The sequence below is a fragment of the Streptomyces sp. NPDC001020 genome (assembly GCF_053599115.1).
This window is the reverse complement of the sequence record NZ_JBSFLQ010000038.1, coordinates 44,974-57,832: the sequence shown is the minus strand read 5'-3', so window position 1 is coordinate 57,832 and position 12,859 is coordinate 44,974. Positions and strand designations below refer to the sequence as shown.

At 68.3% G+C, this 12,859-nt stretch carries 10 protein-coding genes; 8 read left to right on the top strand and 2 right to left on the bottom strand.

Annotation, left to right across the window (positions count from 1 at the left end):
* The first annotated feature begins 115 nt into the window (after positions 1-115).
* The 3 genes from ACWDEX_RS29385 to ACWDEX_RS29375 all read left to right on the top strand — a co-directional run bounded on the left by ACWDEX_RS29385 (position 116) and on the right by ACWDEX_RS29375 (position 2,390).
* A complete protein-coding gene (locus ACWDEX_RS29385) occupies positions 116-820 on the top strand; it encodes a YhjD/YihY/BrkB family envelope integrity protein (RefSeq protein ID WP_450467346.1) in 705 nt (234 codons plus the stop codon).
* A gap of 253 nt (positions 821-1,073) precedes the next feature.
* The gene (locus ACWDEX_RS29380; RefSeq protein ID WP_450467345.1) at positions 1,074-1,556 is read left to right on the top strand and encodes a YceI family protein; all 483 of its coding nucleotides are present in this window, start codon (positions 1,074-1,076) and stop codon (positions 1,554-1,556) included.
* A gap of 99 nt (positions 1,557-1,655) precedes the next feature.
* Positions 1,656-2,390, top strand: coding sequence for a ubiquinone/menaquinone biosynthesis methyltransferase (locus tag ACWDEX_RS29375; protein WP_450467344.1), 735 nt, complete (start codon positions 1,656-1,658; stop codon positions 2,388-2,390).
* 128 nt (positions 2,391-2,518) lie between these two features.
* On the opposite strand, the gene ligD is transcribed toward ACWDEX_RS29375, so the two are convergent.
* Entirely contained in the window at positions 2,519-3,454 is a 936-nt protein-coding gene (ligD, locus tag ACWDEX_RS29370; protein ID WP_450467343.1) for a non-homologous end-joining DNA ligase, read from the bottom strand.
* A complete protein-coding gene (locus ACWDEX_RS29365) occupies positions 3,451-4,086 on the bottom strand; it encodes a DNA polymerase ligase N-terminal domain-containing protein (RefSeq protein WP_450467342.1) in 636 nt (211 codons plus the stop codon). The genes ligD and ACWDEX_RS29365 overlap by 4 nt, the downstream gene beginning before the upstream one ends.
* A gap of 140 nt (positions 4,087-4,226) precedes the next feature.
* Between ACWDEX_RS29365 and ACWDEX_RS29360 the strand changes: the two genes are divergently transcribed.
* From ACWDEX_RS29360 to ACWDEX_RS29340, 5 genes are all read left to right on the top strand, one after another.
* The gene (locus tag ACWDEX_RS29360) at positions 4,227-4,934 is read left to right on the top strand and encodes an endonuclease (RefSeq protein WP_450467341.1); all 708 of its coding nucleotides are present in this window, start codon (positions 4,227-4,229) and stop codon (positions 4,932-4,934) included.
* 136 nt (positions 4,935-5,070) lie between these two features.
* Positions 5,071-8,163, top strand: a complete 3,093-nt coding sequence (locus ACWDEX_RS29355) for an FAD-binding and (Fe-S)-binding domain-containing protein (protein ID WP_450467339.1) — start codon at positions 5,071-5,073, stop codon at positions 8,161-8,163.
* 2 nt (positions 8,164-8,165) lie between these two features.
* Positions 8,166-9,968, top strand: a complete 1,803-nt coding sequence (locus ACWDEX_RS29350) for a thiamine pyrophosphate-requiring protein (protein ID WP_450467337.1) — start codon at positions 8,166-8,168, stop codon at positions 9,966-9,968.
* Complete coding sequence (locus ACWDEX_RS29345; RefSeq protein ID WP_450467335.1) at positions 9,965-11,074, top strand: enolase C-terminal domain-like protein; 1,110 nt, start codon at positions 9,965-9,967, stop codon at positions 11,072-11,074. The genes ACWDEX_RS29350 and ACWDEX_RS29345 overlap by 4 nt, the downstream gene beginning before the upstream one ends.
* An 18-nt stretch (positions 11,075-11,092) precedes the next feature.
* Positions 11,093-12,859: a glycoside hydrolase family 15 protein gene (locus ACWDEX_RS29340; protein WP_450467333.1), complete on the top strand. Its 1,767-nt coding sequence runs from the start codon at positions 11,093-11,095 to the stop codon at positions 12,857-12,859.

Here is a 12,859-nt window from a genome sequence, read left to right as displayed (position 1 = left end):
CCCGCCGCGGAGCGGCCGACCATTCCTGTACTACAGGTGGCGTTCCCACCTGCACCATTCGGCCGCTGCACGACTCTGGCGGCACGGCAGCGATCTCGAACTGCTCCAGAGATCCATGGGGTTCGCCGCACTTGCCCTGGTCACGCTCGCCCCGTTGCTGATCGTCGTCGCCGCGGCCTCCCCCTTGCGGCGTCGCGGCTTCGCCTCCTGGGTGACCGACGGCATGGACCTGTCCGGACATCCCGCCCACGCCGTGCAGCAGCTGTTCGCCGCACCTCACCGGGTACTGAGCGCCACCAGCGTCTTCAGCGTGGCCGCCCTGGCATTTTTCGGACTCACCTTCGCCTCAAGCGTGCAAACCGGGTACGAACGCGTCTGGGACCTGCCCTCAGGCCGGTGGCACACCGTGTGGCGCCGCGCAGTGTGGCTCGCGGCGATGACGGCCTATCTGTTCGCCGAAGTGCACAGCGGAGTGGTGCTGCGAAGCGGGACCTGGCAGTTCCCCATCCGCGTCGCACTCACCCTTCTGTTCGGCGTGCTGTTCTTCTGGTGGGCCCAGCACTTCCTCCTCGGAGAGCGCGTCTCCTGGAAGGCCCTGCTGCCCGGCGCGGTGGCCACCATGCTGGGCCTGATCGGGCTGCGCTGGTTCTCCTACCAGATCTTCTCACCGCTCATCGTCACCAACGCGGTCACCTATGGAGCCGTGGGCACCATACTCATCGTGCAGTCCTGGCTCATCGGGGTCGGATTCGTGGTCTTCGGGGGCGCCCTTGTGGGGCGCCATGTTCATGAGGCGCTGGCCAAGCGGCGGCCCGGATGAGCAGGGCGGCCTGCCAACGGCAAATCAAAGGCCCCTCCACGGGCACAGGCGGCGGGCCGGTCAGAGAGGTCGCGGCTGCTCGGAATTCGGCGGCGGAGACGCGCCGAGTGGCCTTCTTGAACGCGTGCACCCATCACTTACAGTCACTCACGTGACAGTGTGTAATGGAGTGTATGCCTTCGGACCGCCAACCAGCCGTCTGCTGATCAGGACCAGTCGCGCCGGGTTCGGCCGGAGTGCGGGCCACGATCTCGTGATCGAGGCCACCCGATGGGCGGGGAAAGCGATGATCGTCGCCGACGACCCCGGGAAGTCGTCGGTGACCGTGACGGTCGAGACGAGATCACTGACCGTGAGGGAGGGGACCGGTGGACTCAAACCGCTCACCGACACTGACCGGTCCGAGATCGAACGGACGCTGGGCAGCGCGGCGCTGCTGCACACCGTGAAGTACCCCACCATCGCATTCCGCTCCGTCGACATCACGGGAACACCCGAGGACTTCGAGATCACCGGGGACCTCACCATCAAGGGCCGACCCCGTCGTGTCACCGTGCACGGCGGCAGTGACGGCGACGGCATGGTGTGCGGCTGGGCGGCTGTCGCCCAGTCCACGTGGGGTATCAAGCCGTACGCCGCCTTCCTGGGTGCGCTGAAGGTAGCTGACGAGGTCCGGATCGAGTACGAGGTGACCGAACTGAAACCGCTGCCCGGCCCTGGGCCTGCGCCCGGATAGGAGCTTTGCGCCAGCCGGTGTCCCTCAGGTTGTGATGAACAGGCGCTGGTTCTCGCCCCGTTCAGAGCGGAGCCAGTGGTTAACATGATCTCCTTGGCCATGGTCGGCATGGAGGAGGTCCGAGAGGTGACCATTGACCGCACGCCTCGTGGCAAAGGCCCCCAAGTGCACGGGATCTTCGAGAAGATCGCTGGGTACTACGACCGGATGAACTTTGTCATGACCCTCGGCCGCCATGAAAAGTGGTGCCGTGAAGTGGCCGCACGTGTCGCGCCACCCGCCGGCGGACAACTCCTGGACTTGGCCACAGGGACAGGTGTGATCGCCTTGGAGGCGGCACGGAGATTCCCTTCCGCCACCGTGACAGGCGTCGACTTCTCGGAGGAGATGCTGAGTCGCGCAAGGGTCAAGTCCGGGGCGAGCGCGATTTGTTGGCAGCAGGCGGATGCGGCCCGCCTGCCGTTCGAGAACGAGTCCTTCGACGGGATCACCGAGGGCTATCTCCTCAGGAACGTCGAAGACCTGGACGGAGTGCTTCGCGAGCAGTACCGAGTTCTCAAGCCCGGTGGCCGGATCGTGATCCTCGAAACGTGCCCACCGAGCGGCCTGGCGAGGCCGGTGGTGAAGTGGGGAGTTCGCACCGTCGTTCCGCTGCTGGGAGCCGTCGTGGCTCGCGATCGATCGTCCTACACGTATCTCGAATCCAGCACACTCACCTTCGAGTCGCCAGAACACATCGCCAAGATTCTGAACGGACTTGGTTTCGAGAACATCGGGTGGCGAAAGAAGTTCTTCGGCACGAACGTCATCCTGTGGGCCACCAAGTCGAGATGACCGAGATGACGGAGATGGCGCGCCGTCGGTGATCGTCGCCGTGGTGCCCACGCCGGCCTCGGCGATGTCGGCCACCCCCCGTGGCGTCGCCCGCCCGAAGTGTCCTGCCACGCAGGTGAACTACCGGGTCAGCAAGCGGATTCGTCGAGGCGCTGTCGCGCCCGGGCGAGCGACCGTCGGCAGCGGCTCAGTCCCTTCCAGACGTCTCCACGCTGTTCGAGACGTTCGGGCAGGGTGCGCAGCGTCCACCGCTGTGGGCCCAGGTCCGGGTCGTCGAGTTCGTCCCAGTCCAGCGGGGTGGCGACCGGGGCGTGTGGGCGGGCTCGCACGGCGTAGGGTGCGACCGAGGTCTGCGCGTAGGCGTTGCGTTGGGTGTCCAGGTAGAGGCGGCCACGACGCTTGTTCTTGCGGGGTTCGGTGGTCAGCCGGTCCTCGTGCCGCGCGGCGAGAACCTCGGCGACGCGGCGGGCGAAGCGCCGAGCGGTGTCGAAGTCGGTGCGGCGGTCGAGCAGGACCAGCAGATGCAGGCCGCGCGATCCGGTCGTCATCAGGGCCGGCCGGAGCCCGAGTTCGGTGAGCAGGTCCCCGAGGACGCGAGCGCTCCACCGTACGGTCTCGAATCCGTCGCCGTTGCCGTCGGGAGGATCGAGGTCGAAGACCAGTCGGTCAGGACAGTCGAGGCAGTTCGCGGGGCTCAGCCATGGATGCGGTGTGATGCAGGCCTGGTTGGCGAGGTAGACGAGGGTGGCTGTGTCGTCGCAGACCGCCATGGTGAGGCTGCCGCCTTCCTTGGGCACCTGGACGGTACGGACCCAGTCGGGGAAATAGGCGGGAACGTTCTTGTGGAAGAAGGACTTTCCCCGGTATCCGTCGGGATAGCGTTCCATCACCAAGGGGCGCCCCTTGAGATGGGTCAGCATCGGCCGCGCGATCGCCCGGTAGTAGTCGACCAGTTCCGCCTTGGTGATTCCGTCCTCAGGAAACAGCTCCTTGTCGGGATTGGACAGTGGAACGCTCCTGCCGCTGACACGGATCTCGTCCTTCGTCTCCGCCCGGGTGTTCATGAGGTCTGCTCGCCGTCCTCGGGGAGCTCGTCCAGGGTGCGGCCGCTGCATACGGACGCGGGCTCGGTGCTGACGGGGTTCCGGCGGGCGTCCGCCTCCTCGTCGGACAGCTTGACCATGATCCAGCGCTCGCGATCGCCCGCAGGTCCAGTTCGGGTCAGCGCATAGCCACCGCGCAGCTTCTCGCCTTCCAGCCACACCTTGACGTGGCCCTGGCCCACCCCCTTGGCGACCGGCACTTTTCTGCCCTCCTGCTCGGCGAGGTTGCGGTAGGTGCCGATGTCCCAGACGAGAACCTTGCCCGCGCCGTACTCGCCGGACGGGATGACTCCCTCGAAGTCGAGGTAGTCCACGGGATGGTCCTCGGTCCGTATGGCCAGACGCTTGTCCTTGGGGCTGGTCGACGGACCCTTCGGCACGGCCCACGATTTCAGGACGCCGCCCGCCTCCAGACGGAAGTCGTAGTGCAGTGTTGTGGCCGAATGTTTCTGGATCACGAACCGTCGCTTTCCGCCCTTGGGTGATGCGCCGTCCATCGGCTCCGGCGTATGTCCTGCGCGGCGCTTGCCCCGGTACTCGTCCAACCGGCGACCTGACGTGGGTTTCCGGGAGTTACCTCTGCTACCAGCCACGGTGCACGGGTTCCCGGGGCCTCCGTGACAAAACGGCCGCATCGATCCGAGTCAGGCGGGTACCCGGAGCGGACGAACGCGGCCCGCTGTGAAAGGCCGTTGAAGCGTTGAACGGGAGAAACGTTGAATCGGTGACAGGAATGACCACGAAAACGGAAAGAAAGTCAGCGAATTCCCACAAATCCCACAGCTCCGGTAAGAAGACGGCCGAAGCGACGGACAAGGCGGTGGTCCGCGCTCTGCTGGACCGACAGCGGCAGACCTACACCGCACAGGCCGGAATCCGGCTGCGCAACACCCCGGCACCGCTCTTCCAGACGCTCGTCCTGGCGATACTCCTCAGCGCCCGCATCAAGGCCGACATCGGCGTGGCGGCGGCCCGGGCGCTGTTCGACGCCGGACTGCGCGATCCGCGATCGATGGCGGACGCGAGCTGGCAGAAACGTGTCGACGCGCTGGGCGAGGGCGGCTACCGGCGCTACGACGAGCGCACCTCGACCATGCTCGGCAAGGGTGCCGAACTGGTGCTCGAGCGCTATGACGGTGATCTGCGTCGGCTACGCGAGGAACCCGACCCCAGAGCGGCCCTGTTGGACATACCCGGGATCGGGCCCACCGGAGCCGACATCTTTCTGCGCGACGTGCAGGGAGTCTGGCCGGAGTTCACGCCGTACATAGACGGTAAGGCCCTGGACGGCGCGCGACGGCTCGGACTGCCCACTTCGCCCGAGAAGCTGAGCGACCTGGTCACCGGTCGCGAGATGCCGAGACTGGCGGACGGACTTGTCCACGCGGCCCTCGACAAGCCCCTGGCCGACGAGGTGCGCGCAGCGGCCACATCGGCGTGAGACACCCCCACGCGGTTTCACCACGACCGCTCGTCTCTTCGTCGGTGCCGCTGAGGCGAGAGCGGGTACTCGGGCCCACAAGCGCCGGCCCGTAGCGCATGTTCCGGTTCACGGTCAGGAAGGCGGTCTCTCTCCGATGACTCCCATACCCCTCTTCGACATCTCCACGTTGGATGTGGCCGGTCTGGAGGACGCGCTTCGTGCGACGGTGGACGCGGAGGTGCGGTTCGACGCGGGGAGCAGAGGCACCTACTCCACGGACGGCTCCAACTACCGCCAGATGCCGATCGGCGTCGTCGTACCGCACACCGTGGAGGCGGGAGCCCAAGCGGCGGACGTCTGTGCCCACTTCGGAGCCCCGATTCTCTCGCGGGGCGGCGGCACCAGCCTCGCTGGGCAGGCCACCAACCTCGCCGTGGTGATCGACTGGACCAAATACTGCCATGCTCTGGTTTCTGTCGATCCCGAACAACGCACCTGTGTGGTCGAGCCGGGGATCGTCCTGGACGAACTCAACAGCCGGCTGTCCTGCCACCGCCTGCAGTTCGGGCCGAAGCCGTCCACACACAGCCACTGCGCCATCGGCGGCATGATCGGCAACAACTCGTGCGGGGCGTCGGCGCAGGCATACGGCAAGACGGTGGACAACGTACGACGGCTCGAGGTCCTCACCAATGACGGTGCACGCAAGTGGGTGGGTGCCACGTCCGCGGTCGAGCGTGCGCGGATCGCCGCGGAAGGGGGCCGATGGGCCGAGATCTACGACGGTCTGGACCGCCTCGTCGCCGAGTACATGGGGGACATCCGGCGTGGCTTCCCCAAGATCCCGCGCCGGGTTTCCGGCTACAACCTGGATTCGCTGCTACCGGAGAACAGCTTCGACCTGGCCAAGGCCCTGGTGGGCAGCGAGGGCACTTTGGTGACTGTGCTGCGCGCCGAACTGGACCTGGTGCCGGTCCCCAACTGTCAGGCACTCCTCGTCCTTGGCTACGACAGCATTTGCGATGCCGCCGACGATGTGTCGCACCTGCTTCAGCTGTGCTCGCCCACTCAGTTGGAGGCCCTGGACGGGCGGATGGCGCAGTTGATGCGTGAGGAGAGCGCCCACCTGGATTCCCTCAATGCCCTTCCGCAGGGAGACAGTTGGCTGTTGTTGCAGTTCAGCGGTGACAGTCAGGACGACGTCGACGAGCAAGCGCATGCCGCGTTGCGCGCGCTGGGCCGTGGCGAGAAGGACTCGACGGTGGCCTTCTCCGATGATCCCGAGCGGGAACAGAGGATGCTCAAGGCGCGCGAGGCAGGCCTCGGGGTGACGGCACGTCCGCCCGACGGCCGGGAGACGTGGGAGGGCTGGGAGGACTCCGCCGTCCCGCCGGAACGTCTGGGTGACTACCTGCGCGACCTGAAGACACTGTTCGCCGAGTTCGACTACGACCACCCCTCGCTGTACGGGCACTTTGGACAGGGATGTGTACACACCCGCATCCCGTTCGGTCTGAAGACCGCCGAGGGGGTGGCGGACTTCCGCCGTTTCCTCGAGAGCGCCGCAGACCTCGTGGCCTCCTACAACGGCTCCCTCTCCGGCGAACACGGGGACGGTCAGGCCCGGGGCGAGATGTTGACCCGGATGTTCGGAGAGCGACTGGTGTCCGCGTTCGGCGAACTCAAGGCGCTGTTCGACCCGGACAACCGCATGAACCCGGGCAAGGTGGTGGACCCCAACCCTGTCGACGGGCAGTTGCGACTCGGCCCCGCGTGGCGGCCGGCAACGCCGCAGACGCACTTCGGCTACCCGGAGGACGAGCACTCCTTCACTCGCGCCGTGATGCGCTGTGTGGGCATCGGCAACTGCCGAAGCCATCACGGTGGCGTGATGTGTCCCTCCTACCGGGCCACCAAGGAGGAGGAGCACTCCACGCGCGGCCGGGCCCGGCTGCTGTTCGAGATGCTTGACGGTCACGCGGTCTCCGCGATCGGCGACGGCTGGCGCTCCACCGAGGTCCGTGACGCCCTCGACCTGTGCCTGGCGTGCAAAGGGTGCAAGTCGGACTGCCCGACCGGTGTCGACATGGCGACGCTCAAGGCGGAGTTCCTCGCCCACCACTACGCTGGAAGGCCACGCCCGGCGGCCCACTACTCGATGGGCTGGCTGCCTGTCTGGGCCCGGCTCTCGCGCGTCGCCCCCTCGCTGGTCAACAGCGTGTGCCACGCACCCGGCCTCGCCTGGGCGGCTAAGCGACTGGCCGGGGTCGACGGGGCCCGACAGGCACCGGTCTTCGCCGATGAATCCTTCCTACAGTGGTGGCAGGAGCGTGGAGGGACGCAACCGGACCCGGCCGACCCGCGGACCGTGCTGCTGTGGCCCGACACCTTCAGCACGTACTTTCATCCCTCGATCGCGATCTCGGCGGTACAGGTCCTGGAGGACGCCGGCTTCCGTGTCGCCGTACCCACCACGCCCGCGTGCTGCGGCCTGACCTGGATCTCCACAGGTCAGCTGGCCGTCGCCCAGAGGGTGCTCCGGCGCACGCTGGGCGTGCTGCGGCCCTATCTGGAATCGGGCACCCCCGTCATCGGCCTCGAACCTTCCTGCACCGCCGTTTTCCGAGCGGACGCGCCGGAACTGATGCCCGAGCACCAGGATGTGCGGCGTCTGGCCGGGCAGGTCCGCACCTTCGCCGAGCACCTCGTCGACCACGCGCCCGACACCTGGCAGCCGCCCCGACTGGCCCGGCACGCGACCGTGCAGACCCACTGCCATCAGCACGCCATCATGAAGTTCGAAGCCGACCAGGAACTCATGCGCCGCGCCCACCTGGACGCCCATGTCCTCGACGAGGGCTGCTGCGGCCTGGCCGGCAACTTCGGCTTCGAACGCGGACACCACGAGGTCTCCATGGCGGTGGCGGAACAGGGCGTCCTGCCCGCCGTGCGCGCGGCGGCCCCCGACAGCCTGTTGCTCGCGGACGGCTTCAGCTGCCGCACCCAGATCGAACACGGCGACACAAACCGCCGGGCTCTGCACCTGGCCGAGGTGCTGGCCATGGGACTCGACGGCAACCTGCCCAGCGAGTACCCCGAACGCCTTGCGGCACGTCCCTCCCGCCCCTCCCGCGCGGCGCGGTGGGCGACCACCGTGAGCGCCGCGGCCCTCGCGGCGACGGCTGCTGCGGCGGCCGGGCGGGGCGCCCTGCGGCGCCCGCAGCCGCGACCCTCCGAAAGGTTCTGAACATGTCGACGAAGGTCTCCGACCACATACTCGAGCGCCTGCGCACCTGGGGGGTGGAGTACGTCTTCGCCTACCCCGGCGACGGCATCAACGGTCTGCTCGCGGCCTGGGGCCGCGCCGACGACAACCCCCGATTCGTCCAGGCCCGCCACGAGGAGATGGCCGCCTTCGAAGCTGTCGGCTACGCCAAGTTCTCCGGCCGGGTCGGCGTGTGCGCCGCCACCTCCGGGCCCGGCGCCATCCACCTGCTCAATGGCCTGTATGACGCCAAGCTCGACCACGTACCGGTCGTCGCGATCGTGGGGCAGACCAACCGGAGCGCCATGGGCGGCTCGTACCAGCAGGAAGTCGACCTGCTGAGCCTCTACAAGGACGTCGCCTCCGACTTCTGCGAGATGGTCACCGTCCCCGAGCAGTTGCCCAACGTGCTGGACCGTGCGATGCGCACAGCCATGGCCCGGAGCACGGTGACGGCGATCATCGTCCCCGCCGACGTACAGGAACTGGACTATTCGCCGCCCGAGCACGCATTCAAGATGGTGCCCTCCAGCCTGGGCATGCCCCACTACGCGCCCGTGCCGAGCGACGAGGACCTCACCCGCGCCGCCGAGGTGCTCAACGCGGGAAAGAAAGTCGCGATCCTCATCGGCCAGGGAGCTCGTGGCGCCCGGCAGGAGGTCATGGCGGTCGCCGACCGGCTCGACGCCGGGGTCGCCAAAGCACTGCTCGGCAAGGACGCCCTCGACGACGACCTGCCTTACGTCACCGGCGCCATCGGGCTGCTCGGCACCCGTCCGTCGTACGAGCTGATGCGGGACTGTGACACCCTCCTGGTCATCGGCTCGTCGTTCCCCTACACCCAGTTCCTGCCGGAGTTCGGGCAGGCGCGGGCGGTCCAGGTCGACATCGACCCGCACATGGTCGGGATGCGCTACCCGTTCGAGGTGAACCTGGTCGGTGACGCCCACGAGACCCTGAGCCGACTGCTGCCGCTGCTGAACGCGGTCAGGGACAGGGGCTGGCGCAAGAAGATCGAAAAGGACACTGCCCGCTGGTGGGAGGTCATGCAGCGGCGCGCCGCCGTGGAGGCCGATCCGATCAACCCCGAGTACGTGGCCTACGCACTCAACGATGTGCTGCCGGAGAACGTCATCCTGGCCTCGGACTCCGGGTCGGCGGCCAACTGGTATGCCCGTCATCTGAAGCTGCGCGGCGCCATGCGCGGCTCGTTGTCCGGCACCCTCGCCACCATGGGGCCCGGTGTGCCCTACGTCATCGGTGCCAAGTTCGCGCACGGCGACCGCCCCGCGATCGCGCTCGTGGGCGACGGGGCGATGCAGATGAACGGGATGGCCGAGCTGATCACCGTCGCCAAGTACTGGCAGGAGTGGGCGGATCCACGCCTGGTGGTGGCCATCCTCAACAACCGGGACCTCAACCAGGTCACCTGGGAGATGCGAGCCATGGCGGGAGCCCCGCAGTTCCTGCCCTCCCAGTCGATTCCCGACGTCGCCTACGCCGACTTCGCCCGCCTCATCGGCCTGGAAGGCCTGCGGATCGAGAAGCCGCAGGACGTTCCCGGTGCGTGGGAGACCGCGCTCGCCTCCGACCGGCCCTGCGTGCTGGACTTCGTCACCGATCCGGCCGTGCCGCCCATCCCGCCGCACGCCAGTATGGACCAGATCGAGGCCGCCGCAACCGCCGTACTCAAAGGCGACAGCGACCGTGCCGCCATGGTCCGCCAGGGCTTCAAAGCAAAGGTGCAGGAATTCCTGCCCGGTCGCCGTCACCAGGAAAAGCAGTGACCGACACCCCGGTCGCGGAGCGAGTCGACAGCGCCGTCTTCACGGTTCCGACGGACGCGCCCGAGGCCGACGGCACCCTCAGCTGGGACAGCACCACCCTCGTGCTCGTCACCGTGCGCTGCGGTGAATACACCGGACTCGGTTACACCTACGCGCCCGCCGCCACAGCGCGCATCGTCGATGATCTCCTCGCCGAGATCGTGACCGGCTCCCCGGTCCTCGACGTGGCACGCACCAACGAGGCCATGCACCGCGCGGTCCGCAACGCCGGACTTCCCGGCATTGCGGCGCAGGCGATCGCCGCCGTCGACATCGCCCTGTGGGACTGCAAGGCCCGCCTCATCGGCCTCCCCCTCGTCCACCTGCTGGGCGCGGCGCGCGACGACGTACCGGTCTACGGCAGCGGCGGCTTCACCACGTACGACGACGAGCAACAAGACCGGCAACTGCGCGGCTGGGTCGAGAAGGAGCGCATCCCCCGGGTAAAAATCAAAGTCGCCCAGTCGTGGGGGCGATGCGAGGACCGCGACCAGCGGCGGGTGACCCGGGCCCGCGCCACCATCGGCGAGCCGACCGAACTGTACGTCGACGCCAACGGCGGCTACGGCGCCAAGCAAGCGGTGCGCGTCGGCCGGGCGCTCGCCGACCAAGGAGTGACCTGGTTCGAGGAGCCGGTCTCCTCCGACCACCTCACCGCCCTCTCCACCATCCGCGACCAGGTGTCCCAGGACGTGGCCGCGGGGGAGTACGGCTACACCCTGTCGTACTTCGAGCACATGCTTGCCGCCGACGCCGTGGACTGCCTGCAGGCCGACGTCACTCGCTGCGGCGGCATCACCGTCTGGTTGCGCGCCGCAGCCCTCGCCCATGCGCGCGGCATCGACATCTCCGGGCACTGCGCCCCGCACGCCCACGCGCACGTCGCCGCCGCGGTGCCCAACCTGCGGCACCTGGAGTGGTTCCACGACCACGTCCGCATCGAACGCCTCCTCTTCGATGGCGTCCTCGACGCCGGCGGCGGCAGCATCACGCCCGGCAGCGAGGGAGAGCCCGGACTCGGGCTCAGCCTCAACACCGAGCGCGCACAGACCTACCGGGTGGGCTGACGGCAGGAGGCAGCGCTCATGATCACCACGTCGCTTCCGCCGCACGTTCTGCGTGACTACGCCCTGCTGGCCGACGGTGAGCGTGGCGCCCTGATCGGGCCTGACGGCGCCGTCGCCTGGCTGTGCGCTCCCACCTGGCACGACGACGCCGTCTTCGCCTCCCTCCTCGGTAGTCCAGGCGTCTACGCCATCACTCCGCGCGGCCGGTTTGTCCCCGGCGGCTACTACGAGGAGGACACTCTGATCTGGCGCAGCCGATGGATCACCAGCAGCGGTGTCATCGAGTGCCGGGAAACCCTCTCCTTCCCCGGTGAAGAAGCCCGCCTCATCCTGCTGCGGCGACTGCGCGCCGTCGACGGACCAGCCCACGTCCGGGTCGTGCTCGACCCGCGTGCCGACTACGGTCGCGCCCCGCTGACCTCCCCGCACCGCGACGACGACGGCGTCTGGCACCTGTACAGCGGCCACCACCGCCTGCGCTGGCAGGGCGCCCAGACTGCAGGCGCAGCCGCGGAGGGCCTGGTCGACGACCTCGTCCTCCAGCCGGGCGAGAGCCATGACCTGGTCCTGGAGTGCTCCACCTGCCCACTGCCGCACACCCTTCCGCAAGCCGAGCAGTTGTGGGCCGCAACGGAACAGGCTTGGCGCCAGGCCGTTCCAGCGCTGGAGCAGACCATCACCCCTCGTGACGCGAAACGCGCCCACGCCCTCTTGCGCGCGCTGACCACACACGGCGGGGGCATGGTCGCCGCGGCGACCACCAGCCTGCCCGAACGCGCCGAGGCAGGCCGCAACTACGACTACCGGTACGTGTGGATTCGCGACCAGAGTTACGCCGGGCAAGCGGCAGCGGCCGTGGACGCCCCGGACCTGCTCGACGCCGCCGTCCGCTTCGTCAGTGAGCGGCTGCTTGCCGACGGTCCGAATCTCGCCCCCGCGTACACGGTTTACGGTACGGCCGTCCCTGACCAACAGGAACTCGACCTGCCCGGCTACCCCGGCGGTTTCAGCCGGATCGGCAACCACGTGGGGAAGCAGTTCCAGTTGGACTGCTTCGGCGAGGCCCTGCTGCTGTTCGCCGCCGCCGAGCGCCGGCGCCGTATGTATCCCGATGCCTGGAAGGCCGCCGACCTCGCGGTGCGGGCCATAGCCGAGCGATGGCGCGAACCCGACACAGGGATCTGGGAGTTGGATCCCCGACCATGGACGCACAGCCGTCTCATCTGCGTCGCCGGGTTGCGCACCCTGGCCCACGCGGCACCGCGCCATCCGCTCGCGGACACCTGCACCCACCTCGCCGATACCGTGCTCGCCGCCACCTCCGCCACGAGTGTGCATCCCGAGGGCCACTGGCAGCGCACCCCCGACGACCCGGCGATCGACGCCGCACTGTTGTTGCCCCCACTGCGGGGGGCCCTGCCCGCTCACGACGCACGCACCCGCGCCACCCTTGCGGTCTGCCGTGGGCAACTGACACAGGACCACTTCGTCTACCGCTTCCGCCACGACGACCGGCCCCTGGAGGAGGCCGAGGGCGCGTTCGTGCTCTGCGGGTTCCTCATGGCGCTTGCTGAACACCAGCAAGGCCGCCTGATCGACGCGCACCGCTGGTTCGAACGCAACCGCAGCGCCTGCGGCGCGTCGGGCCTGTACGCCGAGGAGTTCGACATAGCCCAGCGCCAACTGCGCGGAAACCTCCCACAGGCCTTCGTCCACGCCCTGCTGCTGGAGAGTGCCGCCCGCCTCGCCGAGGACCCGAGCCGCATGGCGCGCGCCGCCGAGTAA

Excerpts from the sequence above, each read along its gene's own strand:
- ACWDEX_RS29385 (WP_450467346.1), top strand. The coding sequence starts at position 116 with ATGGGGTTCGCCGCACTTGCCCTGGTCACGCTCGCCCCGTTGCTGATC.
- ACWDEX_RS29375 (WP_450467344.1), top strand. The coding sequence starts at position 1,656 with ATGGTCGGCATGGAGGAGGTCCGAGAGGTGACCATTGACCGCACGCCT.
- ligD (WP_450467343.1), bottom strand. The coding sequence starts at position 3,454 with ATGAACACCCGGGCGGAGACGAAGGACGAGATCCGTGTCAGCGGCAGG.
- ACWDEX_RS29360 (WP_450467341.1), top strand. The coding sequence starts at position 4,227 with ATGACCACGAAAACGGAAAGAAAGTCAGCGAATTCCCACAAATCCCAC.
- ACWDEX_RS29355 (WP_450467339.1), top strand. The coding sequence starts at position 5,071 with ATGACTCCCATACCCCTCTTCGACATCTCCACGTTGGATGTGGCCGGT.
- ACWDEX_RS29350 (WP_450467337.1), top strand. The coding sequence starts at position 8,166 with ATGTCGACGAAGGTCTCCGACCACATACTCGAGCGCCTGCGCACCTGG.
- ACWDEX_RS29340 (WP_450467333.1), top strand. The coding sequence starts at position 11,093 with ATGATCACCACGTCGCTTCCGCCGCACGTTCTGCGTGACTACGCCCTG.